General features: G+C 72.5%; 31 protein-coding genes. 15 read left to right on the top strand and 16 right to left on the bottom strand.

The window, feature by feature from the left end; all coding sequences use genetic code 11:
* The first annotated feature begins 13 nt into the window (after positions 1–13).
* Both IEY93_RS18095 and IEY93_RS18090 read left to right on the top strand, forming a co-directional pair.
* Positions 14–436 carry an SgcJ/EcaC family oxidoreductase gene (locus tag IEY93_RS18095; RefSeq protein ID WP_189164256.1) on the top strand — a complete coding sequence of 141 codons (423 nt, stop codon included), beginning with the start codon at positions 14–16 and terminating at the stop codon, positions 434–436.
* A gap of 400 nt (positions 437–836) precedes the next feature.
* Positions 837–1,853, top strand: a complete 1,017-nt coding sequence (locus tag IEY93_RS18090; RefSeq protein ID WP_189164255.1) for a hypothetical protein — start codon at positions 837–839, stop codon at positions 1,851–1,853.
* On the opposite strand, the gene IEY93_RS18085 is transcribed toward IEY93_RS18090, so the two are convergent.
* Complete coding sequence (locus tag IEY93_RS18085; RefSeq protein ID WP_189164254.1) at positions 1,805–2,374, bottom strand: MarR family winged helix-turn-helix transcriptional regulator; 570 nt, start codon at positions 2,372–2,374, stop codon at positions 1,805–1,807. The genes IEY93_RS18090 and IEY93_RS18085 overlap by 49 nt on opposite strands.
* A 238-nt stretch (positions 2,375–2,612) precedes the next feature.
* Between IEY93_RS18085 and IEY93_RS39360 the strand changes: the two genes are divergently transcribed.
* From IEY93_RS39360 to IEY93_RS18050, 8 genes are all read left to right on the top strand, one after another.
* Positions 2,613–2,738 (top strand): hypothetical protein, encoded by a 126-nt coding sequence (locus tag IEY93_RS39360; RefSeq protein ID WP_268241564.1) that lies wholly within the window; start codon positions 2,613–2,615, stop codon positions 2,736–2,738.
* A 29-nt stretch (positions 2,739–2,767) separates the two neighbouring features.
* Entirely contained in the window at positions 2,768–3,232 is a 465-nt protein-coding gene (locus IEY93_RS18080) for a MarR family winged helix-turn-helix transcriptional regulator (protein ID WP_189164253.1), read from the top strand.
* A gap of 201 nt (positions 3,233–3,433) precedes the next feature.
* Positions 3,434–4,420 carry a helix-turn-helix domain-containing protein gene (locus IEY93_RS18075; RefSeq protein ID WP_189164252.1) on the top strand — a complete coding sequence of 329 codons (987 nt, stop codon included), beginning with the start codon at positions 3,434–3,436 and terminating at the stop codon, positions 4,418–4,420.
* A 77-nt stretch (positions 4,421–4,497) separates the two neighbouring features.
* Entirely contained in the window at positions 4,498–5,550 is a 1,053-nt protein-coding gene (locus IEY93_RS18070; RefSeq protein ID WP_189164251.1) for an SDR family NAD(P)-dependent oxidoreductase, read from the top strand.
* 188 nt (positions 5,551–5,738) lie between these two features.
* Positions 5,739–7,280, top strand: a complete 1,542-nt coding sequence (locus IEY93_RS18065) for an acyl-CoA carboxylase subunit beta (RefSeq protein WP_189164323.1) — start codon at positions 5,739–5,741, stop codon at positions 7,278–7,280.
* A gap of 357 nt (positions 7,281–7,637) precedes the next feature.
* Entirely contained in the window at positions 7,638–8,198 is a 561-nt protein-coding gene (locus IEY93_RS18060; RefSeq protein WP_189164250.1) for a hypothetical protein, read from the top strand.
* Complete coding sequence (locus IEY93_RS18055) at positions 8,195–8,683, top strand: hypothetical protein (RefSeq protein ID WP_189164249.1); 489 nt, start codon at positions 8,195–8,197, stop codon at positions 8,681–8,683. Before IEY93_RS18060 ends, IEY93_RS18055 begins: the two co-directional genes overlap by 4 nt.
* The gene (locus IEY93_RS18050; protein WP_189164248.1) at positions 8,680–9,438 is read left to right on the top strand and encodes a GDSL-type esterase/lipase family protein; all 759 of its coding nucleotides are present in this window, start codon (positions 8,680–8,682) and stop codon (positions 9,436–9,438) included. The genes IEY93_RS18055 and IEY93_RS18050 overlap by 4 nt, the downstream gene beginning before the upstream one ends.
* Positions 9,439–9,465: 27 nt before the next feature.
* Here the strand turns inward: IEY93_RS18050 and IEY93_RS18045 are convergent, their stop codons facing one another.
* The 3 genes from IEY93_RS18045 to IEY93_RS18035 all read right to left on the bottom strand — a co-directional run bounded on the left by IEY93_RS18045 (position 9,466) and on the right by IEY93_RS18035 (position 11,388).
* Complete coding sequence (locus IEY93_RS18045) at positions 9,466–10,191, bottom strand: alpha/beta fold hydrolase (protein WP_189164247.1); 726 nt, start codon at positions 10,189–10,191, stop codon at positions 9,466–9,468.
* Positions 10,192–10,357: 166 nt separating this feature from the next.
* Positions 10,358–11,104, bottom strand: coding sequence for a 4'-phosphopantetheinyl transferase family protein (locus IEY93_RS18040; RefSeq protein ID WP_189164246.1), 747 nt, complete (start codon positions 11,102–11,104; stop codon positions 10,358–10,360).
* Positions 11,101–11,388 (bottom strand): hypothetical protein, encoded by a 288-nt coding sequence (locus tag IEY93_RS18035; RefSeq protein ID WP_189164245.1) that lies wholly within the window; start codon positions 11,386–11,388, stop codon positions 11,101–11,103. The genes IEY93_RS18040 and IEY93_RS18035 overlap by 4 nt, the downstream gene beginning before the upstream one ends.
* A 451-nt stretch (positions 11,389–11,839) precedes the next feature.
* Between IEY93_RS18035 and IEY93_RS18030 the strand changes: the two genes are divergently transcribed.
* The gene (locus IEY93_RS18030; protein WP_229691241.1) at positions 11,840–13,285 is read left to right on the top strand and encodes a WS/DGAT/MGAT family O-acyltransferase; all 1,446 of its coding nucleotides are present in this window, start codon (positions 11,840–11,842) and stop codon (positions 13,283–13,285) included.
* A 51-nt stretch (positions 13,286–13,336) separates the two neighbouring features.
* Here the strand turns inward: IEY93_RS18030 and IEY93_RS18025 are convergent, their stop codons facing one another.
* Both IEY93_RS18025 and IEY93_RS18020 read right to left on the bottom strand, forming a co-directional pair.
* The gene (locus IEY93_RS18025) at positions 13,337–14,446 is read right to left on the bottom strand and encodes an aldo/keto reductase (RefSeq protein WP_189164243.1); all 1,110 of its coding nucleotides are present in this window, start codon (positions 14,444–14,446) and stop codon (positions 13,337–13,339) included.
* A 261-nt stretch (positions 14,447–14,707) separates the two neighbouring features.
* Positions 14,708–15,616, bottom strand: coding sequence for an ROK family protein (locus IEY93_RS18020; RefSeq protein ID WP_189164242.1), 909 nt, complete (start codon positions 15,614–15,616; stop codon positions 14,708–14,710).
* 293 nt (positions 15,617–15,909) lie between these two features.
* On the opposite strand from IEY93_RS18020, the gene IEY93_RS18015 reads away from it, so the two are divergent.
* Positions 15,910–17,499, top strand: coding sequence for a CocE/NonD family hydrolase (locus IEY93_RS18015; protein WP_189164241.1), 1,590 nt, complete (start codon positions 15,910–15,912; stop codon positions 17,497–17,499).
* A 198-nt stretch (positions 17,500–17,697) separates the two neighbouring features.
* Here IEY93_RS18015 and IEY93_RS18010 read toward each other — a convergent pair whose 3' ends face one another.
* On the bottom strand, positions 17,698–18,351 hold the full coding sequence (locus IEY93_RS18010) for a sulfotransferase family protein (RefSeq protein ID WP_189164240.1): 654 nt from the start codon (positions 18,349–18,351) through the stop codon (positions 17,698–17,700).
* Between the two features lie 709 nt (positions 18,352–19,060).
* Complete coding sequence (locus tag IEY93_RS18005) at positions 19,061–20,077, bottom strand: aldo/keto reductase (protein ID WP_189164239.1); 1,017 nt, start codon at positions 20,075–20,077, stop codon at positions 19,061–19,063.
* A gap of 117 nt (positions 20,078–20,194) precedes the next feature.
* Here IEY93_RS18005 and IEY93_RS18000 point away from each other — a divergent pair, with 117 nt between their 5' ends.
* Positions 20,195–20,944 (top strand): TetR/AcrR family transcriptional regulator, encoded by a 750-nt coding sequence (locus tag IEY93_RS18000; RefSeq protein WP_189164238.1) that lies wholly within the window; start codon positions 20,195–20,197, stop codon positions 20,942–20,944.
* Positions 20,945–21,072: 128 nt separating this feature from the next.
* On the opposite strand, the gene IEY93_RS17995 is transcribed toward IEY93_RS18000, so the two are convergent.
* Positions 21,073–21,297 carry a hypothetical protein gene (locus IEY93_RS17995; protein ID WP_189164237.1) on the bottom strand — a complete coding sequence of 75 codons (225 nt, stop codon included), beginning with the start codon at positions 21,295–21,297 and terminating at the stop codon, positions 21,073–21,075.
* A 167-nt stretch (positions 21,298–21,464) separates the two neighbouring features.
* Between IEY93_RS17995 and IEY93_RS17990 the strand changes: the two genes are divergently transcribed.
* Both IEY93_RS17990 and IEY93_RS17985 read left to right on the top strand, forming a co-directional pair.
* Complete coding sequence (locus tag IEY93_RS17990; protein WP_229691240.1) at positions 21,465–21,683, top strand: DUF397 domain-containing protein; 219 nt, start codon at positions 21,465–21,467, stop codon at positions 21,681–21,683.
* A gap of 60 nt (positions 21,684–21,743) precedes the next feature.
* On the top strand, positions 21,744–21,980 hold the full coding sequence (locus IEY93_RS17985) for a DUF397 domain-containing protein (RefSeq protein ID WP_189164236.1): 237 nt from the start codon (positions 21,744–21,746) through the stop codon (positions 21,978–21,980).
* A gap of 139 nt (positions 21,981–22,119) precedes the next feature.
* Here IEY93_RS17985 and IEY93_RS17980 read toward each other — a convergent pair whose 3' ends face one another.
* From IEY93_RS17980 to IEY93_RS17955, 7 genes are all read right to left on the bottom strand, one after another.
* Positions 22,120–22,638: a class I SAM-dependent methyltransferase gene (locus tag IEY93_RS17980; RefSeq protein WP_229691246.1), complete on the bottom strand. Its 519-nt coding sequence runs from the start codon at positions 22,636–22,638 to the stop codon at positions 22,120–22,122.
* 32 nt (positions 22,639–22,670) lie between these two features.
* Entirely contained in the window at positions 22,671–23,126 is a 456-nt protein-coding gene (locus IEY93_RS38255) for a DUF4383 domain-containing protein (RefSeq protein WP_229691239.1), read from the bottom strand.
* A gap of 164 nt (positions 23,127–23,290) precedes the next feature.
* Positions 23,291–23,890, bottom strand: a complete 600-nt coding sequence (locus IEY93_RS17975) for an Asp23/Gls24 family envelope stress response protein (RefSeq protein WP_189164234.1) — start codon at positions 23,888–23,890, stop codon at positions 23,291–23,293.
* A gap of 3 nt (positions 23,891–23,893) precedes the next feature.
* Positions 23,894–24,571 carry a DUF6286 domain-containing protein gene (locus IEY93_RS17970; protein ID WP_189164233.1) on the bottom strand — a complete coding sequence of 226 codons (678 nt, stop codon included), beginning with the start codon at positions 24,569–24,571 and terminating at the stop codon, positions 23,894–23,896.
* 212 nt (positions 24,572–24,783) lie between these two features.
* Positions 24,784–25,227 (bottom strand): Asp23/Gls24 family envelope stress response protein, encoded by a 444-nt coding sequence (locus IEY93_RS17965; RefSeq protein WP_189164232.1) that lies wholly within the window; start codon positions 25,225–25,227, stop codon positions 24,784–24,786.
* On the bottom strand, positions 25,224–25,415 hold the full coding sequence (locus IEY93_RS17960) for a hypothetical protein (RefSeq protein WP_189164330.1): 192 nt from the start codon (positions 25,413–25,415) through the stop codon (positions 25,224–25,226). The genes IEY93_RS17965 and IEY93_RS17960 overlap by 4 nt, the downstream gene beginning before the upstream one ends.
* Before the next feature lie 67 nt (positions 25,416–25,482).
* Positions 25,483–25,696 (bottom strand): hypothetical protein (locus tag IEY93_RS17955; RefSeq protein ID WP_229691238.1); only part of this gene is annotated, 214 nt, incomplete at its 5' end.

Genomic DNA, 25,696 nt, shown 5'->3' with positions numbered 1-25,696 from the left:
GAAGGGTTCCGCCATGACCGTGACCACGACCGCCCCTCCCATCACCGACGCCGACAAGGCCGCCGTCGCCTCGGTCCCGAGCCGCATCGTCGCGGCGTGGGCCAGCCACGACGCCAAGTCCTTCGCCGAGGTCTTCACCCCGGACGGGACCATGATCCTGCCCGGCGCGTTCAGCAAGGGCGCCGCGGAGATCGAGGCGTACATGACCGCGGCCTTCGCCGGCCCCTACAAGGGCACCCAGGTCACCGGCCTGCCCATCGACCTGCGCTTCCTCAACCCCGACACCGCCGTGGTGATCACCCAGGGCGGCGTGCTCGCCGCGGGTGAGAACAAGGTGCCCGACGCGCGCGCCGTCCGCGCCACCTGGCTCGTCGTGCGCCACGAGGGCGCGTGGAAGCTCGCCGCCTACCAGAACAGCCCCCTGAAGGCGGTCTGACCGTCGCACCGGGGGAGTCACACCGCGAGATCCGGGACCGTGCCCGGCGTACGCGCGCAACGACGCGCGGCCGCCGGCCGGTCCCGGCCGCGTTCCGGGACGTGGGTGACGGCCTCGGCCGCGAGCGCGTCGCGAACCGGCGGACGACCGGGCGCCGGCGCGCCTTCTTCTTCCACGTTGCCGAATCCGTTTTCCCGCGTTGACGTGGCCTTTCTCCTGCATGTTCCATTGGAGGCGTGTCAGCACCCCGGGTGGTCCGCGGCACGCGCCGGGGTGCGGGACGCCGGGCGGGCCCTGCCGGCGAAGCGGCCGCCGGCCCCCCTTCCGGCGGCGGCTCCGGCTGTGGCGGCCCTCCCGGGAGGTCTTGGGGGTCCGCAGATCCGTCGCGAGGAGGTGCCTGATGGCGCCCACACCTGACAGCTCGCCGCCGGCGCTCTCGCCGCCGGACGCCGGTCTGGAGGAGGTCGCCGAGTGCCTGGCCGGGGAGGTCCACCTGGCCTACGCCCACCGCCCGGAGTCCGGGATCACCGCCGTGGCCGCCGCGTTCACTCCCGAGACCGCACGCGCCCGGGCGCGGGCCCGGGCCTCGGCATTGGTCGTCCTGCACGGCCTGCCGGACGGCCTCGCGGCGCCGTGCTCCCCGGACGAGCGAGAGCTGTGCCTGGCGGACTTCATGCCCGAGCCGCCGGCCGAGCGGCACGTCCGCGTGTCCGGCGACGGCCTGCTGAGCGGCGAGCGGTACACGCTGCCGGCCGAGGTCGTGTGGCTGGGCGACCGCGACTGCCGGGTCGAGCCGACCGCGGTCGGCGTGGTCGGCGCCGCCGGAGTGCCGGGGGCGATCGCCGACCTGCTGGCCCACGACATGGTGACCCGCTGGTGGGCGAACCCGCGCATGCCGCTGCTGCGGGTCTCGCAGTACCTGGCGGCGATGATCCCGCCGCGCGTGGCCGAGGCGGTGTCCCTGCTCGGTCTGCGGGTGTCGGCGTTCGCGCTGCCCGGTCCGGGGTTCCAGATCGCCGTCGTGGGCGTGAGCGGGGACGGGACGACGATCGCCACCGCCGCCGCCCGCTCGGTGGAGGACGCCGTGGCCGAGGCGTTCCTGCGCGCGCTCGCGGCGCGGACGGAGCCGTGGAACACCCTGCCCACGGCCGACTCGCTGCGCCGGCTGACCGTGTGGCACCGCGAGGTGGACTACCTGGCCCACCTGGAATGGTCGGCGCTGGACGCCGACGCCACGGTGCTCGGCCGGCCGGGGGAGGCGGCGTCGAGCTGGGCGGACATCGCCTGCCGCAGGTTCGGGCACGAGCCGGTCGTGGTCGCGTCGGAGGCGGGCGAGCCGGTGAAGGTCGTCTGCCCGGGCGCGGCGTGCTATCGCACCGTGCCGCCGGGCACCTCTCTGCCCTGCCCGGTGCCCTGACCGTTGGCCCCCGCCGCACCGCTCGCGGTGCCGTTCCCGTGCGCCGTGCCGTTCGCGGCCACGCCGCGGTCGTGGACCAGGCGCCACAGGAACGTGCCGAACATCTCGCGCTCGTCCGGGGTGAACGGGGCGAGGAAGGTGTCCAGCGCGTTCAGCATGGCGGGGCCGAGCTTGTGCCGCAGCAGCGCCTGACCCTCGACGGTCAGGCCGATGGCGTACTTGCGCCGGTCGTCGGGGTTGCGGGCGCGCTGCACCAGGCCGAGGCGCTCCAGCCCGTCCACGACGCTGACCATGGTGGTGCGGTCGATGCCGTGGCCGCGGGCGAGCTGCTGCTGTGACTGCGGCCCCATCGCGTCGATCGCCGTGAGCACCACGACGTCCTTGGCGCGCAGCCCGAACGGCTCGACCGCCGTCTCCAGGAGCTCGTCGAACAGGTCGCCGGCCTTGCCGAGCAGGATGCCGGTGGAGCCGGCGGAGAAGTCCGGCAGGGAGACGTCGGAGTTCGGAGAATCAGCGCTCACAGACGTGCCTTCCGTGGTCCCTGTCGCCGAGATGTGCGGCATGCCGCATATCGAGTACGGCTCCGCTGGCACGAGTGTCACACGCTGAGATGAGTAGCGCAACCGATGGTCACACATCAAAATCGTCAGTAAAACTGATTGACAGTGGAGCTGATGGTCTGCGAAGCTACTGATAGCGTGTTGGGCGAGTGAGGGCTCCGGCCAGAGAGCACCGAACATGGTGGTGAGGGAGGTCCTCATGTCCGACAGAGCCGTCCCCGCCCCCGGGACCACGTGGGACCAGATCGGCGACATCTGGGACGAGGTCCGGGAGATCGTGATGGAGTGGGAGGGCGCGCAGCCCGCCGGCGAGCCGGAAGGCTGAGCCGCCCGGCCGATGGGAAGGTCTAGGCCATGGGGGCGAACGGGCGGGAGCCGGCGCCGGCGACGCGGCTGCTCGCCGGGTCCGCCGGCTGGCTGCTCGGCGACGTGGCACGCGAGGTCACGCTGCGCCTGGAGGAGGCGCTCAGGGGCGACGAGCTGCGCTGGCGCGACTACGGCGTGCTCGTCATCCTGGAGTCGGCCGGTCCGCTGTCCCAGCAGGAGATCGGCCGGCGGCTCGCCGTCGACCGCTCGACGATGGTCCACGTCATCGACGTGCTGGAGCAGCGAGGGCTGGTGGCCCGCGGCCGCGACCGCGCCGACCGGCGGGCCTACGCCGTCGAACTGACCGGCGCCGGGCGCGCCCTGCTGGCCGAGGTGCTCCACCCGCTCACCGACGCCGTCCACGAACAGGTGCTCGGCCGCCTCACGCCCGGGGAGCGCCGGACGCTGACCCGCCTGCTCGCCCGGCTCGCCGGGCCCGCCCGGGACGCCTGAACCGGCCCTTCTCCCGCCCTGCCCGCGAACCCGTGGCGGCGCGATATTCGCCGGGGATCCCGCCAACAGAGCAATTTGGAAGAATAAGAAACCATCTGGATCTCTGATAGTTTGTATTTACGCATATCCACGAGAGCAGGGCGGGGACCGCTGGGCCCCGGTCCCGCCTGGGTGAAGTAGTACATGGCCAGGAGGCGAGCCATGGACATTTCCGTCATCGGTGTCCCTGCTGAAGCACTGGAGATCTACCGGTACTTCCTGCGGCATCGTGGCGACGGCATCGGTTCGATCCGCCAGGCGCTCGACATGGACCCCGACAGCATCGAGGCCGCGGTGGACGTCCTCGAACGCCTGTCCCTGCTCGACCTCACCGACCGTCACCGCGTGATGGCCACCGAGCCGCGCATCGGCATCGAACGCCTGGTCGAGCACCGCCTCAACGAGCTGAACTCCGAGATCCGCCGGGTCCTGACCGCCCGAGACGCCATCACCACCCTGATGGAGGACCAGCGGGCCGGCGAGAACTCCAGCTCCTCGCTGGACATCGAGCGCGTCGAGGGCCTGGACCGCGTGCGGCAGCGCCTGGACGACCTCGGGTTCTTCTCCTACAAGGAGACCCTGTGCCTGCACCCCGGCGGGCCGCTCTCGCGTGGTGCCATCGAGACCGCGCTCCCGCTGGACACCCGCTCGCTGCGCCGCGGCCTCGCGGTGAAGGCGGTGTACCACCCCAAGGCGCTCGACGACGCGAACATGATGGCCTACCTGCGGGAGCTGGTGAACCTCGGCGGCCAGATCCACATCACCGAGGACCCGTTCGACCGCATGCTGATCTTCGACCGCAGCATCGCCGTGGTGCCCATCCACCCCAAGGAGAGCGCGCGCGGCGCGCTGCTGGTCAAGGAGGCCGGCCTGGTCTCGCAGCTCGTCACCTATTTCGACGGCGTGTGGGATGCCGCCACCGATTTCAAGGAATATCTCGAGCCGAGCACGGAAGGGCCGCTCCTTTCCGAACTGGAGCGGAAAGTCCTGGCCGTCATGGCGATCGCGGACAAGGACGAGATCGCGGCCCGGGAAATCGACGTGTCGGTGCGCACGTACCGCCGATATGTCGCCGACCTGATGGCCCGCCTCGGCGCGGTGAACCGTTTCCAGGCCGCATTGCGCGCGAAAGAAGAAGGCTGGATCTAGACCGCCGCCGCGCACACTCGGAGATGACAGCGAAGGCCGGCAGGCTTTTCACTGGTGTAAATCGAGGAGATGGTGTGATGCTGGTCTGCGTTACCGGGGGCACGGGATTCGTCGGCGCCCATTCTGTGGCGGCGATGGTCCGCGGTGGCCACCGCGTCCGCATGCTGGTGCGCGACACCGCCAAGGCCGCCCCCGCTCTGGCGCCCTTCCGCCTCGGTCCCGGCGCGGTCGAGCTCGTCCCCGGGGACGTCACCGACGCCGCCTCGGTGGCCCGCGCGGCCCGCGGCGCGGACGCGGTGCTGCACGCCGCGTCGGTGTACTCCTTCGACAGCAGGCTGCACGGGCGGATGCGGCAGGTCAACGAGCGCGGCACGCAGATCGTGCTGGACGCGGCGCGCCGCGCCGGGGCGGGACTGATCGTCCACGTCTCCAGCGTCGTCGCCCTGTTCCCCACTCCCGGCCGCGTGGTGGACGCCGCCTCGCCGGTCGGCCGGCCCCGCGAGACGTACATGGCGAGCAAGGCGGCGGCCGAGCACGTGGCGCGCCGGCACCGGGCCGAGGGCGCGCCCGTCGTCATCACCTACCCTCCCGCGCTGCTCGGCCCGCACGACCCCAACCTGGGCGACCAGGTCTCCCGGGTCAGGGCCGTGCTGCGCGGGCTGACCCCGCTCTGGCCGGACGGCGGGTTCCCGGTCGGGGACGTCCGCGACACCGCGGCGCTGCACGCCGCGCTGGTGGACGCCCCCGAACGGGCACTGGCCGCCTCCGGGCGCCACTTCGGGCCAGGGCACTACCTGACCACGCGGGAGTATCTCGCGGCGCTGCGCGAGACCACCGGGCGCGCGCTGCCCGCGGCCTTCCTGCCCGCCCGCGCCATGCTTCCCGTGGGCGTGCTCGCGGGTCTCGCGCAGCGGGCGTGGCCGTGGCACATTCCCGCTGAATTCGGAGCCATCTACACATGCGCCTGCGCGACGCGGGTGGCGGGCCACGCGAGCACGTTCGGCATCGCCCCCCGGCCGGTCGCCGAGACCTTCGCCGACACGGTGCGCTGGCTGCAGGAGAACGGGCATCTGTCGGCCCGGCAGGCGGGCCTTGACCGGCCGGGCCTGTCGTCGGCAGGCGTGCGATGAGGGGAGAGGCCGCCATGAGCGAGCAGATCACGACGAGCCCCGAGCTGGTGGAGGACTACCCGGCACCGGAGCCGCTGAGCCCCGTCGGCATCGACTTCGTCCCGGTCGCCGTGCCCCGGCGCCCGGGCACCCCGCCCGCCGCCCCCGGCGAGCCGCGCCCGGCGGAGGAGGGGGAGGAGGCCAGGACGATGGAGGCGCTGCGCGAGCGGCACGGCGGGCTGCGCGGTGGCATCCTCGCCGGCCGCCGCGAGGGCGTCGAGCGCCAGCACCGGCTCGGCAAGGGCACCGCACGCGAGCGCATCGCCATGCTGCTGGACGAGGGCTCGTTCATCGAGCTCGACATGTACCGCAGGCACCAGGCGCACGGGCTGCGCATGGAGGAGAACCGCCCGCACACCGACGGCGTGGTCGCCGGGTCGGGCACCATCGACGGCCGCCGGGTCTTCGTCTACGCCCAGGACTTCACCATCTTCGGCGGCTCGCTCGGCGCCGCCCACGCCGCCAAGATCCACAAGGTGATGGACCTGGCGATCTCCACCGGATCCCCGCTGATCGGGCTGATCGACAGCGGCGGCGCGCGCATCCAGGAGGGGGTCGTCGCACTCAGCGGGTACGGCGGGATCTTCCAGCGCAGCGTCCAGGCGTCCGGGGTGATCCCGCAGATCAGCGTGGTGCTCGGGCCCTGCGCGGGCGGCGCGGCCTACACCGTCGCGCTGGCCGACTTCGCCTTCATGGTCCGCGACACCGCCCAGCTCTACCTCACCGGGCCCGACGTCGTGGCGGCGGTGAGCGGCCAGCGGGTCACCCACGCCGAGCTGGGCGGCGCCGACGTGCACGGCACCAAGTCCGGCGTGGCCACCTTCGTCCACGACGACGAGGAGACCTGCCTTGAGGAGGTCCGCTACCTCGTCTCGATGCTGCCGTCCAACAACCTGTCCCTCCCGCCGCGCGCGCCGTCCTGCGACGCCGCCGACGACGTGCGCCCGAGGCTGGCCGAGATCGTCCCGGTCGAGCCGAACAAGCCCTACGACATGCGGCAGGTCATCGCCGAGCTGGTCGATGACGGCGACTACCTGGAGATCCATCAGGGGTGGGCGCAGAACGTCGTGTGCGTGCTGGCCCGCATCGACGGCGAGGTGGTCGGCATCGTCGGCAACCAGCCGATGGTGCTCGCCGGGGTGCTCGACGTCTCCGCCTCGCAGAAGGCCGCGCGCTTCGTCCGGTTCTGTGATGCCTTCAGCATCCCGCTGGTCACCCTGATCGACGTCCCCGGCTTCCTCCCCGGCACCGACCAGGAGCACGCCGGCATCATCAGGCACGGCGCCAAGCTGCTGTACGCCTACTGCGAGGCGACCGTGCCGCGCATCCACGTCATCGTGCGCAAGGCGTACGGCGGCGCGTACATCGTCATGGACTCGCGCACCATCGGCACCGACCTGTCGCTCGCGTGGCCCACCAACGAGGTCGCCGTGATGGGCGCCGAGGGCGCGGTGAACGTCATCTTCCGCAAGGAGCTGGCCGCCGCCGCCGACCCCGCCCGCCTGCGCGCCGAGCTGGTCGCCGAGTACGCCGAGCAGCTCATGCACCCGCACTACGCGGCCGAGCGCGGGCTGGTCGACGACGTCATCGACCCGGTGGACACCCGCGCGGCGGTGGCGCGGGGCCTGGCCATGCTGCGCGACAAGCGCAAGCCCGCTCCGCAGCGCAAACACGGCAACGTCCCGTTGTGACCCGTCCGGCCGGCATTCTCCGGCCGGCTCTGGCGGGGCCTTCCTCATCCGCGGTGCGGCGGCCGGAATTCAGCTGACCGGCCGGGCCGGGAAATGCGGGCGATGGACGAAAGCGGCGGAACCGATCGACGCGGACGGGGTCTGCGCCGGGGCCTGCGCAGCGCGCGGGTCGAGGTCTCGGACTTCGAAATCTTCCCGTGGGAAAACAGCGCAATCGGGAAGAAGAATCACCTGGAACAGGGCCGGAAAATTGACTTCGGCGTTTCCCCGGTGCCCGCGCGGCGGGCCCCGCGGGAAACCGCCCGCCTGCGCCGGTGCGCGGCGGGCCGACGGTCGATTCCGGGATCGAGGTTCTTCATGGCGACCGAGACGATTTCCGCGTCCCCCCCGAAGGTGTCCCGCCTCAACGGCGCCCAGCACAAGCTCTGGCTGAACATCTTCATGTTCATCGTGATCGCGCACTGGGCCGAGCACATCGCCCAGGCGATCCAGCTGTGGGTGCTCGGCTGGCCGCCCAAGCAGGCGCTCGGTGTGATCGGCGTGCTCTACCCGCCGGCCTTCACCTCCGAGTGGATGCACTACGGCTACGCCCTGCTGATGCTCATCGGCCTGATCGCGCTGCGCAAGGGCTTCACCGGCACGTCCCGCACGTGGTGGAACATCTCGCTCGGCATCCAGGTGTGGCACCACTTCGAGCACCTGCTGCTGCTCGTCCAGGCGCAGACCGGCTGGCACCTGGCGGACCGCCCCGTGCCCACCAGCATCCTGCAGCTCTTCGCGCCGCGCGTGGAACTGCACCTGTTCTACAACGCGGTCGTGTTCGTCCCCATGGTCATCGCGGTGGTGCGCCACATGCGCCCGAGCCCCGCGGAGCGGTCCGCGATGCTCTGCACCTGCGCGCTGCCGGCGCGGGCATGAGCGAGACCGGAACCCGGCAGGGACGCTCCCCGGTCTTCAGCCTGGCGCTGACGCTCGTGGGGGCGTTCCTGCTCTACCTCGCCGTTCCCAACATCGGCCCGGTCGTCCGCGCGGCCCGGGCCGATGGCGTTCCCGGAGTCTTCACCGCCGAGTCCGTCTCGTGCATCTCGCACCCGGGGCACGAGAGCTGCTCCTGGAGCGGGGACTTCCTTTCCACCGACGGGACGATCCGGCGCACCGGCATCACCCTCTACGGCGCCGACCGCGACATGCTGCGTCCGGGGCAGCGCACCCCGGCCGTGGACATCGGGCGGGAGAGCCGGGTCTACGGGCCGGGCGGCTCCAACGAGTGGGTGTTCACCGCGCTGCTCCTGCTGGCGGGTCTCGCCGTCATGCTGTTCCCGTACGTCCGGCCGCTGCGCCGCCTGCTGCGGCCCGCGGCCCCGTCCCGTGAGATGGCCGTGCCGGGAGGGCCGGGACGATGACCGGGGCGCCGCCGCGCATCATGATCGTCGGAGACTCGATCAGCCAGGGCCGGGAGGGCGACCACACGTGGCGCTACCGGTTCTGGCGGGCTCTGCTCGACCGGGAGATCGCGGCGCGCTTCGTCGGACCGTGGAAGGGCACCTGGGTGCCCTCCGCGGTCTGGCCGGACGAACGTCCCGTCCACCCCGCCCGGCCGGACGACCCGGCGCACAACGGCGCCTACCGGCGGGGGATCCACTTCCCGGCGTGCCGGCACTACGCGAGCTGGGGACGCCTGCTCCACGAGGCCAAGGACAACATCGCGGGGGCCGTAGCCGCCTTCGAGCCGGACTGGCTGCTGGTGGCGCTGGGCTTCAACGACCTGGCGTGGGGCGTCTCCGGCCCGGACCGGGTGCTCGCGGATCTTTCGGCCTTCGTCGAGCGTGCCCGGGCGGCCCGTCCCACCGTGCGATTCCTGGTGGGGAACGTCGTGCCGCGCACTCCGCTGCCCGAGCACCCGCATCTGGCGGATGACACCGCCGCCTGCAACCGGGAGCTGCCGGCGCTGCTGGCGGCCCTGTCGACGGACCGTTCGAAGGTCGTGCCGGTGGACATGGCCGGGGTCTACGATCCCCGCGTCGACTCCTACGACGGGGTCCATCCGAACATCTCGGGGGAGATCAAGATCGCCGCGGCGTTCTCCGCCGTCTTCCTCCAGGCGCTCGGTCTCGCGCCGGGCGGCGTCTCCGCCCCTCCCGCCGCGGCCTTTCGCTGAGCGTCGCGCCCGGTGGGCCGGAGCGCGTCAGACGCGCTCGGCGGCGATGGAGGTCAGCAGGCGGACCAGGCGGTCGGGGGCCGACACCATCGGCCAGTGGCCGGTGTCGAGCGTGTGGAAGGTCCAGTTGGGCTCGGCGCGCATCGCCGCGACGTCGTCGGAGACCCGCCCGCCGAAGTGCTCCTTGGTACAGACGATGTAGCTCGCCCGCTGGTGGCCCAGCGGGCGGTTCAGCACGGCGGGCTCCATCAGGGTGTGCCCGGGGTGGCCGACCAGGCGGTCGACCAGCCATCTGGCCTTGCGGGCGGACAGGCCCTGCCCCTCGGCCACGGCCGCGACGTCCGGGACCGGCCAGCGGCCGTGGTTCTCGGCGATGAGCTGCAGTTCCCCGGCACGCACACGCTCGGGGAAGGCGTGCAGCATCGACTTGCCGTCGTGCGGGAGGAACCCCTCGACGAACACGGTGCGCGCCACGCGCTCGGGCGCGCGGTCGGCGACCTGGCCGGCCACGATGCCCGAGTAGCTGTGGCCGACGACGATCACGTCGCGCAGGTCGTCCCTCTCCATCAGTGCCAGCACGTCCTCGACATGGGTGCCGAGCCCCACGGAGGACACGTCGGCGTCGGCGTCGCGCAGCCCGGACAGGGTGATCGGGTGGACGTCATGGCCGCGCGCGCGCAGCCCGCGGGCGACCGGCTCCCAGGCCCACGCGCCCATCCAGGGGCCGGGAATCAGGATGAATTGGTTTTTCACGGCAGGTCAGCTTCCTCTCCTTTACGGCTGGACTGCCTGAACGGTACGGAATTCGGACCTGGCGGTGCTTTTAGTATGCGAGCCGGGGCGAGATGATTTTCCGTAGTTATTGAACAGGCTCGTGCCGGATGGCGTCAATGGTGGCAATGTCGGTCGGGGTTGCCGGTCAGGCGGCCATGAGCAGCGGGGCCGTGGAACGCAGGTCGGAGGCGTCCCATTCGGACACCCGGATCGGCACATCGCCGATGACGGCCACCACGCCGGCGTACCCGTCACCGGGGTAGATCGTGCGCAGATGCACCCTGCGCGGAGGGATGTCCAGCGGCCAGCTGAGCAGCGCGGGCTCCTCGCGCGGGCCGCTCACCTCGACCCGGTGCGGCGAGATCCGCAGGCCGTGGCCGGTCGCCTTGAGCACGGCCTCCTTGCACACCCACATGCGGGCGAAACCGGCCTGCTGGTGCCGTTCGGGCAGCGTCTTCAGCAGGTCCTGCTCGCCCTTGGACAGGGCGCACCCCACCAGCTCGCTCACCGGAGCCGTCGGCACCTGCTCGACGTCCACGCCCACCTCACCGGCGGTGGTCAGCGCCACCGCCACCCGATGGGCGGAGTGGGAGATCGAGGCGTGCAGCCCGTCGTCGGTGAGGACGTAGGGCCGGCCGTGCGGCTTGTCACAGCTCATGCAGCGCCGTTCGATCGGCACCCGCTCGGGGGCCATGTCGAGCTGGGCGCCGGCGGCGGTGCGCAGCAGCCAGGCGGCGGTGACGAACCGCTGCCGGTCCTCCTCGCGGCGGTACCCGGCGGCCCGCCGCAGCTCGGTGGGGTCCAGCACGCCGACCATGTCGTCCAGGTGGTGGTTCTGCGGGTCGGCCCACCAGATGTGGCACTCGGCGGTGCGGAGAGCGGTAACGTTCATGACTTTTCCTCCTTGGTCGCGGACCGGCCGTTGGTCAGGGTCCGGCAGGTCACCAGTTCCCAGTCGCTCACTTCGGGGTTGGTCAGAATCTGCGTCACCTCGGCGCGGATCTGCGTGTCAGTGGTCTCCTCGTCTGTGTGCACGCGGATGGCGATGTCCCCGGTGACGGCCCGGAGGTCCTTACGCCACCGCTGCGGAAGCAGGGCCAGGATCCTGATCCCGTCGACCGGTGAGTTCGGCACCGGATCGCCCGCCGTCCTTCGGATGGTGAGTTCGACGAGCACGACCTCACCTCGATCCCCGGTCGTGCCGGGCGCGGGCGCCGCACGGCTCCCGCGCGGCGGGCCCGCGCGGGCCGCAGAATTCGCACCTGATAATGTTCGTCCGCCGCATTCTCCGCTGCCGTCCTTTTCTTTTACGGGCGGCCCTTGCCGGGTCCGCCGATTTCTTCTGGCACACCCAACTCTGCGGGATCGGGCACCGCCGGAACAGAAGAAGCGAAGTCAGCAAGTTGCACGCGGGTGGCAGCATGCTGCCAATCCCCGCGCCCGGAAGCGGGTATGACGAAGAAACGCCGGTGACCGAGCAGGTCACCGGCGTGGCGGCTCTCCCGGCGCGAGCCGGCCGGCCTTCGCGCGGCCGTCGCCGCGGCGGTGTGCCAGGGCCGCGTGGTAGGGCAGGATCGGGGCTGATAGAACGAAAGCAGCGGCTCCGGACGCGACCGGTGCCCAGGAGGTGGACGCCTTGCGGCAGCTCAGCGCCCTCGACGCGCAGTTTCTCAACTTCGAGACCGACACCAACGTCGCCAACGTGGCCGGCCTGTCGATCCTGGAGGGGCCGGTCGACCGGGACGAGTTGCTGAGCCTGGTCGAGGAACGCGCCGAGCGGGTCCCGCCGCTACGCCAGCGCATCATGCAGGTGCCGTTCGGCCTCGACCACCCGTACTGGGTGCAGGACGAGGAGCTCGACCTCGACTACCACGTGCGCGAGCTGGCGCTGCCGCCGCCCGGCACCGACCGGCAGCTCGCCGCGCAGGTGGCCCGGCTGCACGCCCGCCGCCTGGACCGCCGCCACCCGCTGTGGGAGATGTACCTCATCCACGGGCTGCAGGGCGGGCGCACCGCCATCTACACCAAGCTGCACCACGCGGCCATCGACGGCCTGGGCGGCGCGGACGTGCTGGCCGCGTTCATGGACCTCGAACCCAACCCGCGGCGCGGGCCGGGCCGGCCGGCCGCCGAGCCCGACCTCGCCCCCGAGATGGCCCAGATCCTGGTCAGGACGGCCGCCCGGCTGGCCGCCAACCCCGCGCACCTGCTCAGGTTCCTCGCCGAGGCGGTGCCCTACCTCGACGAGATCCCGATCGTCTCGCGCATCCCCGGCGCGGGCGCCCTGTCGCGGGCGACCCGGCGGCTGGCCCGCGAGCTGCGGATCACCGATGGCGAGGAGGTCCCCGAGCTGCCCAAGCTGGCGGTGCCGCGCACGCCGTTCAACGGCCCGGTGTCGGCGCACCGGCGGTTCGCCTTCGTCCAGGTGCCGCTGGAGGAGGTGAAGAAGGTCAAGAACGCCTTCGGCGTCACGGTCAACGACGTCGTCATGACGCTGGCCGCGACGGCCGTGCGGCGCTGGCTGGACGCCCACCACGCGCTGCCGGACGGGCCGCTGGTGGCCGGCGTTCCCTTCTCGCTGCGCGGTGTGGACGGCGCCGCAGGGCCCGGCAACCAGGTCACCTTGATGATCACCTCGCTGGACACGCAGGTCGCCGACCCGCGTGAGCGGCTCTTCGCCGTACGCGACTCGATGCGCCGCATCAAGGACCGCTTCAACCTCTCCCCGGCGCGCTGGCTGCGCCACCTGAGCGAGGGCATGCCCGCCGCGCTCACCGGCCTGGCCGACCGCGCGGCGTTCAGCCTGGTCGCCCAGACCACGCCGCCGATCAACCTGCTGATCTCCAACGTCCCCGGCCCGCAGATCCCGCTGTACGTGTGCGGCCGCCGCCTGCTCGCGCAGTACCCGGTCTCGGTGATCAGCGACGCGAGCGGCGGGCTCAACATCACCGCGTTCTCCTACGACGGGCAGATCGGCTTCGGCATCGTCGCCGACCGGGCCATGATCCCCGACGTCTGGACGCTCGCCGGCCACCTCCCGGACGCCCTCGACGAGCTCATGGCCCTGGCCTGAGCGGCGCCGGCCGGGGTGGCCCGGCGGCGCCGCTGCGGGCTCATGCGCCGGTCAGCCCTCGGCGCCGTCCACCCAGTTCAGGACGGCGGGAGCGTAGCCGGCCGGCTTGTCGCCGACCTTCGCGCCGGGGTTGATCAGCCAGTTCTGGTAGCCCGGCGCGAACATCTGGTAGACCTGCGGCACCGGCACGGCGCTCGCCTCGTCGAGCCTGGCGCGCAGCTCGGCCGGCAGCTCGAAGTCGAGCGCGGCCAGGTTGGCGTCGAGTTGCCGCACGCTGCTCGCCCCGGCGATCGCCGACGCGATGCCGGGCTGGGTGGCCGTCCAGTTGAGCGCGACCTGCGCCATCGTCACGCCCAGCTCGCCGGCGACGCTCTCCAGCGCCTCCAGCACCCGCCGGTCGTGCTCGGTCATCGTGCGCCCGAGGCCGCCCGCGCCGCTGAGCCTGCCCTCCCCGCCCAGGCCCTGATCGGTGGCGTGATACTTGCCGCTGAGCAGGCCGCCGGCGAGCGGGCTCCACGCGGTGATGCCGAGGCCCAGCTGCTGCCCCATCGCGACGTGCTCCAGCTCGATCCCCCGATGGACGAGCGAGTACGGGAGCTGCAGGCTGACCACCGGTTCGAGAGCGTGCGCCTCGGCGTAGGTCTGGGCCCGCGCCGCGTACCAGGCGGGGACGTCGGACAGTCCGGCGTGGCGGATCTTCCCGGCCCTGGCCAGGTCGTCGAAGGTCCGCATGACCTCCTCGACGGGGGTGATCCGGTCCCAGGTGTGCAGCAGGAACAGGTCGATGTGGTCGGTGCGCAGCCGGCGCAGCGACGCCTCCAGCGCCCTGATCATGTGCTTGCGGCCGTTGCCACCCGCGTTCGGGTCTCCCGGGTCGACGCTGTAGGTGTACTTGGTGCTCAGCACCACCCGGTCGCGCACCTTGGCCGCGGCGATGAGGTCGCCGAGGATGGTCTCGCTCTCGCCGGCGGTGTAGAAGTCGGCGGTGTCGATGAGGTTGCCGCCCGCTTCGAGGTAGCGGTGGAAGATCGGCGCGGCCTCCTCGGCGGTCTTGCCGTACGCGGCGTGGAAGCCGCCGGTGCCGAAGTTCATCGTGCCCAGCGCGAGGCGGCTGACGCGCAGACCGGAACGTCCGAGCAGGTAGTACTGGTCCATGGTCATGACGGTTATCGCTTTCGTTCGCTGACGGCCCGCGCGCACCGCCCTGGCGGGGCCGGCGGCGCCGGGATCGCCGGGTCGCCGGGTGCTCGCGAGACATGTGGGTCTCCACCACACGCGCGGCGGCGAGTCGCCGCCGGCCCCAGGGAGCCGCCGGCACTCTCACGGGCACCGACACCCTCTGGACCATGTGGTTCACTGAGTCTGGCCGCAGCAAAATGGACTCTCAAGTCCAAACCCGACCGGCTGGGGCCGGGGGAGAGGTCAGGACGGCGGGAGGGCCATGCGGGCCGCACCGACCAGTCCGGCGTCCCGGCCGAGCGCCGCGGGGACGACACGCAGCCGCCGGACGTACTCCAGGCTCGCCTGCCCGGCGACCGCCTTGCGCAGCGGGGCGAAGAGCACCTCGCCCGCCGCCGAGACCCCGCCGCCGACCACCACCAGGTCCAGATCGCAGATCGTGGCCACCGCGACGATGCCGGCGGCGAGCCCCTCGGCCGCCCGGTCGAAGGCGGCCAGCGCGACCGGCTCGCCCGCCGCGGCCGCCTGCGCCAACTCACGGGCGTCGGCGCCCCGCCACCCGTTCCCGGTGGCCCAGCGGACCATCGAGGGCCCGCTCGCGATCGTCTCGACGCAGCCCGTCGCGCCGCACGGGCACCGGGCGCCGCCCGGGTCCACCACGATGTGCCCGATGTGCCCGGCGTTCCCGGTCGGCCCGGTGTACGGGACGCCGTCGAGGACCAGCCCGCCGCCGACGCCGGTGGACACGACGATGCCGAGCATGGCCCCGGCCTCGCGCCCTGCGCCGCGCCAGTGCTCGCCCGCCGCGGCGGCCACGGCGTCCCCGAACAGGTGGCAGGGCGCCCCCGGGACGGCGTCGGCGACCCGCGCGAGGACCGGGTAGTCCCGCCAGGCGGGGATGTTCACCGGGCTGACCGTGCCGGCCTGCGGGTCGAGCGGACCGGCCGAGGCGACGCCCACCGCGAGCGGAGGCTCCTCACCCGCGACCTCGCGCAGCAGCCCGGTCAGCGCGTCGGCGACCACACCCGGCCGGCCCGGGGGAGCGGCCGGAGTGGGCACCTCGGCCCTGCGCAGCACCGTCCCGTCCTTGCCGACCAGGGCCGCGGCCAGCTTGGTACCGCCGATGTCGGCGGCCAGCACATGCGATGTCATGGGTTCTCAATCGCTCCGGATGTCGCAGGGAACCGCCGCCCGGAGGGCGCGCGCGACAGGCGGCGCGAGCCGCCGGCCGTGTGAGGTCAGGCTGAGTCTGTCACGCCCCCGGCGGCCTGCCGAGACAGGGGCATGTCCGCCCGCGGCCATGGACGTGTCCGGTCCCGCGATCGCCGTCCCCCTTCTCGTGCCGCACCAGGCGTGGCGACGGGGCATGATGGTGCGTCGCGCCAAGGAGCGGACGCTCTGCCGCGTGAGTCGATCGGGTCCGCCACTTCTCCCTGTGAGGCACCGTGCCGAAACTCGACATCCGCCCGCTCCTCGTCGTCGTCGAGCACGACATCCCCATGCCCATGCGCGACGGCACCGTCCTGCGCGGCTCCGTCCATCGGCCCGCGGAGGACGGACCGTTCCCGGCGCTGCTCGTGCGCTCGCCGTACGGGGAGGACTCGTTCCAGGGGACACCTTTGCTGCCCATGCTGAGAGCGGGGTACGCCGTGGTGCTGCAGCACTGCCGCGGACGGGGGACCAGCGACGGCGAGTTCCGGCCCTGGCTGGACGAGGGCGCCGACGGGTACGACACCATCGCCTGGATCGGGAGGCAACCCTGGTCGAACGGCGAGGTCGTGATGAGCGGGATGTCGTACCTGGCCGGTTGCGCGCTGCAGGCGGCGGCGACCCGTCCGCCGGGGCTGAGGTCCGTGGTCGCCGCCATGACGCCGCACGACTTCCATGACGGCCTGAAGTACCACGGAGGTGCGTTCGCGCTGGGCTCGGCGCTCAACTGGGGGGCGGTGCAGGCGATGCTCGGGCTCGCGCACGCCACGGCGGCGGGGGAGGACGTGACCGCCGAGGCCGGCGTCGTTCTCGCCGTTCTCGGCGACCAGGAGACCGCCGCGCGCACGCTGCCGCTCTCCGCCGTCCCGGGCATCCCCTGGTGGCAGGAGTGGACCGCCCACCCCGAGCGCGACGCGTACTGGGAGGAGGCGGCACAGACCCTGCGGCACGACCGCATCGAGGTGCCCGTCATGCACATCGGCGGCTGGTTCGACCTGTTCCTCGCCGGCACGCTGGAGAACCACCGCCGCCTGGGCGGCCCGCTGGTCATCGGTCCTTGGTCCCACCTGTCCCCGCGCGCGCCGGCGGCCGGGCGGCTGTACTTCGGCGCGTCCGCCTCCGCCCAGGCGATCGAACTGGAGCAACGGCAGCTCGCCTTCCTGCGAGGTGAGGACACCGGGCCCGCCGTGAAGCTGTTCGTCATGGGGGACGACACCTGGCGGGACGAGGAGGCCTGGCCGCTCGCCCGAGCCGTCGAGACCCGCTACCACCTGCACGCCGACGGGTCGCTGTCCACCGAGCCGCCCCGGGGGGATGAGCCCGCGACCTTCACCTTCGACCCCCGCGACCCGGTCCCCACGGTGGGCGGCCCGGTCATGCTGGGCGACCCGGCCAACGTCGGCCCGCAGGATCAGCGCGACGTCGAGACGCGGGCCGACGTGCTCTGCTACACCACCGGCACGCTCGGCTCCGACGTCGAGGTGACCGGCCCGGTCACGGTGACCCTGCACGCGGAGACCTCGGCCACCGCCACCGACTGGACGGCCAAGCTGGTCAACGTCCATCCGGACGGCCGCGCGATGAGCGTGACCGATGGCATCGTCCGCGCGACCGAGCCCTCGGGGACGTTCCTGGTCGACCTGGTCGCCACCAGTCAGGTCTTCAAGGCCGGCCATCGCATCCGGGTGGAGATCTCCAGCTCCAACTTCCCCCGGTTCGACCGCAACCCCGGCACCGGCCGGCCCGCCACCGAGGCGGACCTGGTCGCGCAGCACCAGAAGGTCTTTCCCCGTTCCTTCATCACCCTGCCGATCGTCCCGCGCTGACAGCGGCGCCCGGCCCTCCCGCACGCGGCGGACGAGCGGTCGTTCCACCTCGGTGGTGCGTCCGTGAGATGAGCCGGTTTGTCCGGAGAGTTCACCGGGCCGGCCGGGACGAACCCGCCGCCGCCACTCGTGCGACGGTCTTCTCCCGTTGGTCCTCGGGCCGAAAAAGGAACACGGCGTGCGAGATGCGGACGGATCTCAGCCGGCGGGGGCGCGCAGCACGGTGGAACGGAAGTCCTCGCGAGCGTTCGATCTGGGGAAGGACCGATCGGGGACCGGGACGCCGAGGAAGGCGCACAGCGGCGCCCAGCCGTCCTCCACACGGAAGACGAGCAGCCGGTCCGCGGCGACGGTCCGCCGGACCTCGTCGTTGTGCCGCTCGTAGCAGGCGATGACGTGGTCGCGGTCGTCGATGCGGCCGGCGAAGGAGCGGCCGATGAGCCCGGCCTCCCGGAAGGCGGCGAGGTGCTCGGCGGCCTCGAAGGCGCGGAAGCGCTCGGCCGTCTCGGGGAACCGCCCGCCGATCGCCGCGAACACCGTGTTGCGCATCGACTCGTACCATTCGGCGGCATCCCTGATGGTCAGGATCACCTTGGCGTCCGGGAACGCCTCGGACATCTCCCGCCAGAACACCACCCCGGGCCAGTCCGTGGTGGCGGCGTACCCGTGCAACGGCACCCGCCAGGCGCCCGGCTCCCGCCCGTCGGCCGCCGCCGCCCAGTGCGGGAGGTGTTCGGGATGGGCGAACACCTCTGTGAAGTGGTAGCACGGCGCGAACCCGAGCATGCCCAGCGCCGTCTTCAGTGTCATTGTCCCCGTCCGGCCGAAACCGGCTCCGATGACTCGCAGCATGGAAACCCCCAGGCCACGACATCAGACCCGCACATCGCCCGGCAAGTCCGTTCGTGCCGGTCATAGCGTGTCTTGTCGCGACGCATCCGGTCCATGGCCGCTCTTTCCTCCGCGGTGGCCCGAAGTGGAGTTTCGCCCCGCCGCGCTCGGTGGCCGAGGGCCGGGACGCGGGGCAAAGTTAAATTTCCGGGCGGAAATGCAGGGATTTCCTGATGGTCGCCTGGTGCGGAGAGCGGCGAAGAAATTTCCCGGCGGGCGGGAACAACCCCGGGGGAGTCGCCGTTACATGACTCGTGGCCGGTGTGCTCGGTGTCCCCGGGCCTCACCTATTGCCTTCGCGGACTACCGTTCGGCTGGAGCCGCGTTGAGCGTTTCGCCGAGAGGCGACCCACACACCGGTTCGCAACGTGGGAGGACCCCGCCGGCAGCCCGGCGGGGTCCTTTCATGTTTCGGGACGGGTTCCGCACTTCCCTGGCGATCCGGCGTGCCGATCTCCGGTGCCCGGACTTCTCCCGCAGGTGCTCTCCGCTCTGCTCGGAGATGTCTCCGGGAGCCGTCAGCACCCGCCTCGCTGCGGACCACGAGAGCCGCGCCGAAGTCGTTCGGTCACCGGCGCGCGAACGGGCGCTCCGGGGAGACGGCGTGGCCTGGGCGGCGGCGCGGGACCCGGCGAGGTCGCCGCGCCGTTCGAGCACCAGGGCGACGGGCTCAGGAGCGGGGGGCGCCGGATTCGCTGTCGAGCATGCTCATCTGCGCGGGGGCGTAACGGTCACCGGCCGCGGCTCCGGCGGGGATCGCGTTCTCGATGGCCGCGAGGTCCTCCGGGGTCAGCGTGAGCTCGGCGGCGGCCAGGGACTCGCTCAGTCGGTCGCGGCGGCGGGCGCCGACGAGCGGGACGATGTCCTCGCCCTGGGCGGCGACCCAGGCGACGGCGATCTGCGCCACCGTGCTGCCCTTGTCCTCGGCGATGCGGCGCAGCGCCTCCACCAGCTCCAGGTTGCGCTGCAGGTTGTCCCCCTCGAAGCGCGGGCTCCGGGAGCGGAAGTCACCCGCGGCCAGGTCGCGCTCGGGGCGCCAGTGCCCGCTGAGCAGGCCCCGCGACAGCACGCCGTAGGCGGTGATCCCGATCCCGAGCTCGCGCGCGACCGGCAGGATCTCCTGCTCGACGCCGCGGGACAGCAGGGAGTACTCGATCTGCAGGTCCGAGATCGGGTGGACGGCGTGCGCGCGCCGCAGGGAGTCGGCACCGACCTCCGAAAGGCCGATGTTGCGGACATACCCGGCCTGCACCAACTCGGCGATGGCGCCGACCGTCTCCTCGATCGGCACCGCGGGGTCGAGCCGCGCGGGACGGTAGACGTCCACGTGGTCGGTGCCGAGCTGGCGCAGAGTGTAGGCGAGGAAGTTCCGGACGGCGGCCGGCCGGGCGTCGTACCCGGACCAGCCGCCGTCCGGGTCGCGCAGGGCGCCGAACTTCACGCTGATCACCGCCTGTTCGCGGGCGCCGGGCCGGCCGGCGAGCGCGTCGCGCAGCAGCATCTCGTTGTGGCCCATGCCGTAGAAGTCGCCGGTGTCCAGCAGGGTGACGCCGGCGTCGAGGGCGGCGTGGATCGTGGCGATCGACTCGGCCTCGTCGGCCGGTCCGTAGAGGTCGGACATGCCCATGAGGCCGAGGCCCAGCTCGGAGACGGCGGGACCGGTCTTGCCAAGGGTTCGGGTACGCATCGACGTTCGTCCTGTTCTCTGTCATTCGACGGTGTGCCGCTGAGGTTACGTTGCTAACGACTTCACAGTAGCGCTGCTAACTTAGCGACGCTACTCCGGTTCTGTTAGCGTTGTTCCATGGCCGTCGAGACACCCAGCACCAGAGAGCGCGTGCTGCGCGCCGCAGCCGACCTGTTGTCCGAGGGAGGACGTGAAGCGGTCTCCACCCGCGCGGTCGGCGCGGCGGCCGGCGTCCAGGCCCCGACGCTCTACCGGCTGTTCGGCGACAAGGACGGACTGCTGGCCGCCGTCGCGGCCCACGGCTTCGAGCGGTACCTGGCCGACAAGGTGGCGATGGAGCGAACCGGCGACCCGGTGACCGACCTGCGCCGGGGGTGGGACCTGCACGTGAGGTTCGGCCTGTCCCAGCCCGCCTTCTACACCCTCATGTACGGCGACGCGCGCCCGGACACCGACTCCCCCGCCGCGCGCGAGGCGTCCAAGCTCCTACGGGGCCTGGTGGAGCGCATCGCGGCCGCCGGCCGGCTGAAGGTTCCGGTGGACCGGGCGGCCCGCGTGGTGCACGCCGCCGGCGTCGGCGTCACGCTCTCCCTCATCGCCGCCGCCCCCGAGGAACGCGACCCGGAACTGTCCCCCATGACCCGCGAGGCCGTCCTGGCCGCCATCACCACCGCGGAAGCCCCACCCGCCGACGGCCCTGCCCCGCACGCGCCGCCCCCCGAAGGGCACGGTACGACCGGCGACCGGGCCGCGGTGCTCGCCGCCCGCGCCGTCGCGCTCCAGGCGGCCCTGCCCGACCGCGACCCCCGCCTCACCCCCGCCGAACAGGCCCTCCTCACCGAATGGCTCGACCGCCTGTCCCACTGACCCGCACACCGCGACCGTCGGCTCACCGACCCGCTTACCGCGGCCGACTCACTGTGCGACGGCTGACTCGGGCTCGCCGCGCCCAGCACCGGAAAAGGCCCTGCCGGTCGGCCATCGCTCGTTCTGGCTCACTGATCGCGGTCGGGGGCGCCGGGGCGTACGGAGTCGTCGCCGTGGGTGCTCTTCCACCACTCGCCCTCGACGATCGCGTACGACACCGAGGCCATGGTGAGGATGACGGCGGCCAGGAACAACCACCAGTGCTGCCAGATCCCCGCGTAGAGGGCGAGCGCCAAGAAGAAGATCAATGCGCCGCAGGCCACGATCAGCCTGACATTCAGTCGTGGGTCCATACCAAAGCCCCTACCCACCCACACCGCCTCAACCTCCGCGCTCACCCGGCCGTGGTCCTCGGCGGACCTGGGCGTGGTCCTCGAACGTTCTGGGGATAAGGCACGACGCGAGCGCAGGCGTTTCGCCCTGGCGGATCGCTGGACATGATCAAGGAGGCGGCGGCTCTGTGGGCGCAGAAGACGTGAGCTTCCCGGAACTCTCCGGGGCCGTATGGAAGAAGAGTTCGCGCAGTGGAAACAGCGGCGGGAACTGCGTGGAGGTCGCAGGCGATCTGCCGGGGGTCGTCGGCGTCAGGGACAGCAAGAATGCGGCCGGCCCCGTCCTGGTGCTCCGGTCTGACGTCTGGTCGGCGTTTCTGGGGGCCGTCAAGAGCGGCGTGCTCTAGGCGCAGGCCGCCGATCCCACCACGAGTAGCGCAAGGAAATGATCAAGAGACGGCAGGGCAATGGAGCGTGCAGAGCCGGCCACCGCGGACCTGTCGCAGGCCGCGTGGCGGAGAAGTTCCCGCAGCGGTAACAACGGCGGCGAATGCGTCGAGGTCGCCGGCGGCCTCCCGCACGTCGTAGCCGTTCGGGATAGCAAGAACGCGGCCGGACCGGTTCTGGTCTTCCGGTCTGACGACTGGTCGGACTTTCTGCGTGCCGTCAAGAGTGGCGCGCTTCCGGGTAGGCCCTCGACCTGACCGAGCAGTGGACCATGAGAGCCCGCACCGCGGTGCGGGCTCTCATGGTCCAGGCGTGGTCCGAGCCTCATGGTCAGCTCGAGGTGGTCTTCCGTCGGCTCGGCTGCTTCGTCGCGGGTCTCGAACCACTTCGCTGAGGTCAGGGGGAAGGGCGGTGGAAGAGGGCGGTGAGGAGGAAGGGGACGCCGAAGTGGGGGGAGTCGGCGGGTTGCTCTTCCATCGGGCGGGTCTCGACCTCGGTGAGATCGGCGAAGATCCAGCGCAGCGCCTCGGGTGTGTAGGCGAGGCCGCCGTGCAGGCGGCCCTGGCGGTAGAACTCCTCGTCGGGCAGCTCCGAGCCGTCCTGGCCGGCGGCGAAGCAGGTCAGGCCGAGGTGTCCGCCGGGGACGAGCACCCGGTCGAGCAGGGCGCGATAGCTCACCCGGCGGTGCGGCGGCAGGTGGTGCAGGCAGCCGGAGTCGTACACCAGGTCGTACCGGCCGAGGTCCAGGCCGGGGGCGAAGGCGTCGCCGCGCAGGAAGCGGATCTCCGTGCCCGCCTCGTGAGCCCGCTGCTCGGCCCACTTGACGGCGGTAGGGGAGAGGTCGACGGCGTCCACCTCGAAGCCGCGCGAGGCCAGGTAGATCGCGTTGCGCCCCGGCCCGCAGCCGAGGTCCAGGGCACGTCCCGGGGGGAGCAGAGTCTGTTGGGTCAGGTGGCGAAGGGTCGGCGGGGGGCGCCGCGGCGGGAGAAGGCCACTCCTAGGCCGATCATGATGATGCCGAGCAGGAAGTGCAGCCAGTTGTCGGCGGTGTTCAGCGGGACGAAGTTGGCCGCGTGCGGGCCGGTGACGATCAGGCCGTAGATCCACAGCAGCAGGTAGATCACACCGCCCCAGACGAGGTACTTGCGGGCACCCTCCCAGGTGCGGGCCATCGCGAGGCCCGCGACCCCGTACGCCAGGTGGACGAGGTTGTGCAGCACCGATACCTGGAACAGCCCGAACAGATGGGCGCCGGAGGTGTGCCCGGCGAACTTCATGGCGCCGTAGCCGGTGGTGATGCCGGGGACGAACCCCAGGACGCCGACCACGAGGAAGATGATGCCGAGAACGAACGCCGCGGTCTGCAGCGGTGTCCTGGTCATCTGATGGGTGTGCGCACTCATGAGGCCTCCGTTGTGCCGATCTTGAGCGGGCTTGTGGTGTGGCCGGACCGGGTCCCGCGGTCCATGCCTTGGTCTTCGCCGGTGCCGTAGGGCCGGGCCGCGCGGGCGGGCCGCCGGGACCATGCGGGCCGCCGGGGCGGATCGTGGAGCGGTTCGGTTGCCGGTCAGTGGTGGGTGCGGACGGTGTGCATGCGGACGGTGGCCGGCAGCTTGTCGGTCTCCAGCGACCGGCGCAGCCGGGCCACCGCGTTCTGGATGCCCCGCCGGGCGGCTGCCGGGTCGGACTCGTCGGGCAGGACGACGGCCAAGGCGAGGCGGGGCGCGGCCGGGTCGCCGCTCAGCCGAGCCCGCACCCGTTCGCGGGCCGGGCCGCGCGTCGCGTGCTCGTCGTGCAGGGCGTGCTCCACGTCGTCCACGAACGCCTCGGCGGTGGCCCGGGCCGACAGGTGCGTGACGCCGTGGCCGGGGTCGGTCTCCAGGTCCAGATGCCGGATGCCGCTCCGGCGGACCTGCGTGAACAGCCAGCGCAGGGCCAGCAGCCCGATCACCAGCGCGAGGACGGCGAGCGCCGGCCAGAACCACGCGTTGCCGGTCGCGAAGCCGGCGACCGGCGCGGAGACCACCGGCTCGGTGCTCCGCCCGAGCAGTCCGAGGCCCTTGGCCAGTGCCGCGGCGCCGGCCGCGATCAGGATCAGCCCGATGATCGCCAGCCAGGTGCGGTTGATCCGGGCGAGATGGGTGTCGCGGGCGTTCCAGCGGCTCACCGTTCACTCTCCCTTCCGCCGGACGGCGACCTTGACCCGCATAGGCCGCAGAGGGCGCAGTTCGGCGAGATGTTCCTCGACGGCCTGGCCGACCTGCCCCGAGAGCTCTCCCGGGTCGCGCAGCGGGGTCGCCACCGTCACCGCGGCCCCGCGGCGGCGCAGTCGCACATGGGCGCGCGAGACGCCGTTCACGGCCGCCGCGACGGCGGCCAGGTGCCGGCGCAGGCCGGACCGGGTGATCCCGGTGACCGTCTGCGGGTCGTCCGAGGCCAGCGGGATCAGCCGGGCCCGTCCCGGCTTCAGCGCGGTGGTCAGCAGGACGAGGCCGAGCAGCAGGCTGGCCGCCGAGGTGGCGAGCGTCGCCGGGTCGTCCCAGCGGGCCCGGCCGAGCGGCGCCAGCCATGACAACGCGGGCATCGTCGCGCGTGCCCGGACGGCGGCGGCCACCGCCCCGACCAGGGTCACGATGGCCGCCGCCAGGACGACGAGCGCGACGATGGTCGCGGGGACCGTGCGGTTCGACCGGAACGTCCGGGAGGCCGCCTTCCGTTGCCTGCGCGGCCTGGGCGCCACCCGGGCGTTCCGGTCCGGGACGTCCGGGCCGCCCCACTCTGCGGGCTGGACGGGGCCCGCCGGTCCCGCCTCGGGGCCGGGTACGGCGGGCTCGCCGGGAGCGGTCATCGCAGATGTCTCCGGAACGCGCTCGCCCGGGCCGGGAGTGCTCGCCGCAGTCACCTCCGGGCCGGGTTCGCCGGTTCCGGAAGGGGGTGTCGGCCTGTCCTGTGAGCCGGGGCCGGACGCGGTGACCGGTCGGTGCCGCGGGGCGGGTTCGCCGGTGCCGGGAGTGGTGGCCGGCCTGTCCTGCGGGCCGTGTTCGCCGGGGCCGGGAGTGGTCATCGGACCCGCCTCTCCTCCTCGGCCGGGTGGATCAGGCGGCTGACGTCGATGTCCACCTGCCGCGCCTCCAGGCCGGTCAGCTCCCCGACCCGGGCGGTGACGTGCTCGCGTACCCGGTGCACGATCTGCCGGATCGGCGCGGGGTAGACGACCGACAGGGTCACCCGCAGGATCGCCATCCGTCCTTCGACGTGCCCGCTGACCCGGGGAGCCGTCCCCTCGGCCTCCCGGCCGAGCGGCACGCCCAGCATCCGCGGCCTGGCCCCGCCGACCTGCCCGACCTCCTGGACGGCCCGGGCCGCGATCTGTTCCAACACCCGGTCGGAGATGCCGGTGTGCCCGCGCGACTCAGGCGGCGCGGACGTTCCGGGGCGGTGCTCGGCCGGTGCGGTGGTCGAGCCCGCGCCCGGGGGCGCCGGAGGGGCCGGTTCGCGGTTCACGTACGTCTCCGGCCGCCGAACATGCCGCTCATGTCGAGGCTGCCGGTCAGCGCCCGGCCGACCAGGAAGCCCACCACGCCGAGCACCAGCACGACGAGGAAGGCCGTGAGGCCACCGAGCATCACGGCGAAGCCGAGGGCGGCGCCGAACAGCAGGCCGATCGCCGGCCACAAACGGTTCTCATCCATCTCGTTCACCTTCCACTGTCGAGCGGCGGCGGCGTCCGTCTGGTACGGCGGCGCCGCTCGCCGCCGGTCACCCGTCCGCCTCCGTGTCGTGGCCGCCTTCCCGGGCACCACCCGCTCCGCGCGGCCCGGACGGCCGTTCCTCGCGAGCGGACTCCGGGGCGGTGGCCTGCGACGAGTCGCCCGCGGCGGGCTGCTCGTCGCCGGGGAGGGCGATGTCGTCGATGCGGACGTGGACCGCCATCCCCGGGGCGAGCGGCTCCACCGCCGCACGGACCTCCGCG

This window comes from Sphaerisporangium melleum, assembly GCF_014646695.1.
GTDB classification, from domain to species: Bacteria; Actinomycetota; Actinomycetes; order Streptosporangiales; family Streptosporangiaceae; genus Sphaerisporangium; species Sphaerisporangium melleum.
This window is presented reverse-complemented; position numbering and strand designations above follow the sequence as displayed.

Coding starts and splice junctions, on each gene's coding strand:
- IEY93_RS18095 (WP_189164256.1), top strand. CDS start 14: ATGACCGTGACCACGACCGCCCCTCCCATCACCGACGCCGACAAGGCC.
- IEY93_RS18090 (WP_189164255.1), top strand. CDS start 837: ATGGCGCCCACACCTGACAGCTCGCCGCCGGCGCTCTCGCCGCCGGAC.
- IEY93_RS39360 (WP_268241564.1), top strand. CDS start 2,613: ATGTCCGACAGAGCCGTCCCCGCCCCCGGGACCACGTGGGACCAGATC.
- IEY93_RS18080 (WP_189164253.1), top strand. CDS start 2,768: ATGGGGGCGAACGGGCGGGAGCCGGCGCCGGCGACGCGGCTGCTCGCC.
- IEY93_RS18075 (WP_189164252.1), top strand. CDS start 3,434: ATGGACATTTCCGTCATCGGTGTCCCTGCTGAAGCACTGGAGATCTAC.
- IEY93_RS18070 (WP_189164251.1), top strand. CDS start 4,498: ATGCTGGTCTGCGTTACCGGGGGCACGGGATTCGTCGGCGCCCATTCT.
- IEY93_RS18065 (WP_189164323.1), top strand. CDS start 5,739: ATGGAGGCGCTGCGCGAGCGGCACGGCGGGCTGCGCGGTGGCATCCTC.
- IEY93_RS18060 (WP_189164250.1), top strand. CDS start 7,638: ATGGCGACCGAGACGATTTCCGCGTCCCCCCCGAAGGTGTCCCGCCTC.
- IEY93_RS18055 (WP_189164249.1), top strand. CDS start 8,195: ATGAGCGAGACCGGAACCCGGCAGGGACGCTCCCCGGTCTTCAGCCTG.
- IEY93_RS18050 (WP_189164248.1), top strand. CDS start 8,680: ATGACCGGGGCGCCGCCGCGCATCATGATCGTCGGAGACTCGATCAGC.
- IEY93_RS18040 (WP_189164246.1), bottom strand. CDS start 11,104: ATGAACGTTACCGCTCTCCGCACCGCCGAGTGCCACATCTGGTGGGCC.
- IEY93_RS18025 (WP_189164243.1), bottom strand. CDS start 14,446: ATGACCATGGACCAGTACTACCTGCTCGGACGTTCCGGTCTGCGCGTC.
- IEY93_RS18020 (WP_189164242.1), bottom strand. CDS start 15,616: ATGACATCGCATGTGCTGGCCGCCGACATCGGCGGTACCAAGCTGGCC.
- IEY93_RS18010 (WP_189164240.1), bottom strand. CDS start 18,351: ATGCTGCGAGTCATCGGAGCCGGTTTCGGCCGGACGGGGACAATGACA.
- IEY93_RS18005 (WP_189164239.1), bottom strand. CDS start 20,077: ATGCGTACCCGAACCCTTGGCAAGACCGGTCCCGCCGTCTCCGAGCTG.
- IEY93_RS18000 (WP_189164238.1), top strand. CDS start 20,195: ATGGCCGTCGAGACACCCAGCACCAGAGAGCGCGTGCTGCGCGCCGCA.
- IEY93_RS17995 (WP_189164237.1), bottom strand. CDS start 21,297: ATGGACCCACGACTGAATGTCAGGCTGATCGTGGCCTGCGGCGCATTG.
- IEY93_RS17985 (WP_189164236.1), top strand. CDS start 21,744: ATGGAGCGTGCAGAGCCGGCCACCGCGGACCTGTCGCAGGCCGCGTGG.
- IEY93_RS38255 (WP_229691239.1), bottom strand. CDS start 23,126: ATGAGTGCGCACACCCATCAGATGACCAGGACACCGCTGCAGACCGCG.
- IEY93_RS17970 (WP_189164233.1), bottom strand. CDS start 24,571: ATGACCGCTCCCGGCGAGCCCGCCGTACCCGGCCCCGAGGCGGGACCG.
- IEY93_RS17960 (WP_189164330.1), bottom strand. CDS start 25,415: ATGGATGAGAACCGTTTGTGGCCGGCGATCGGCCTGCTGTTCGGCGCC.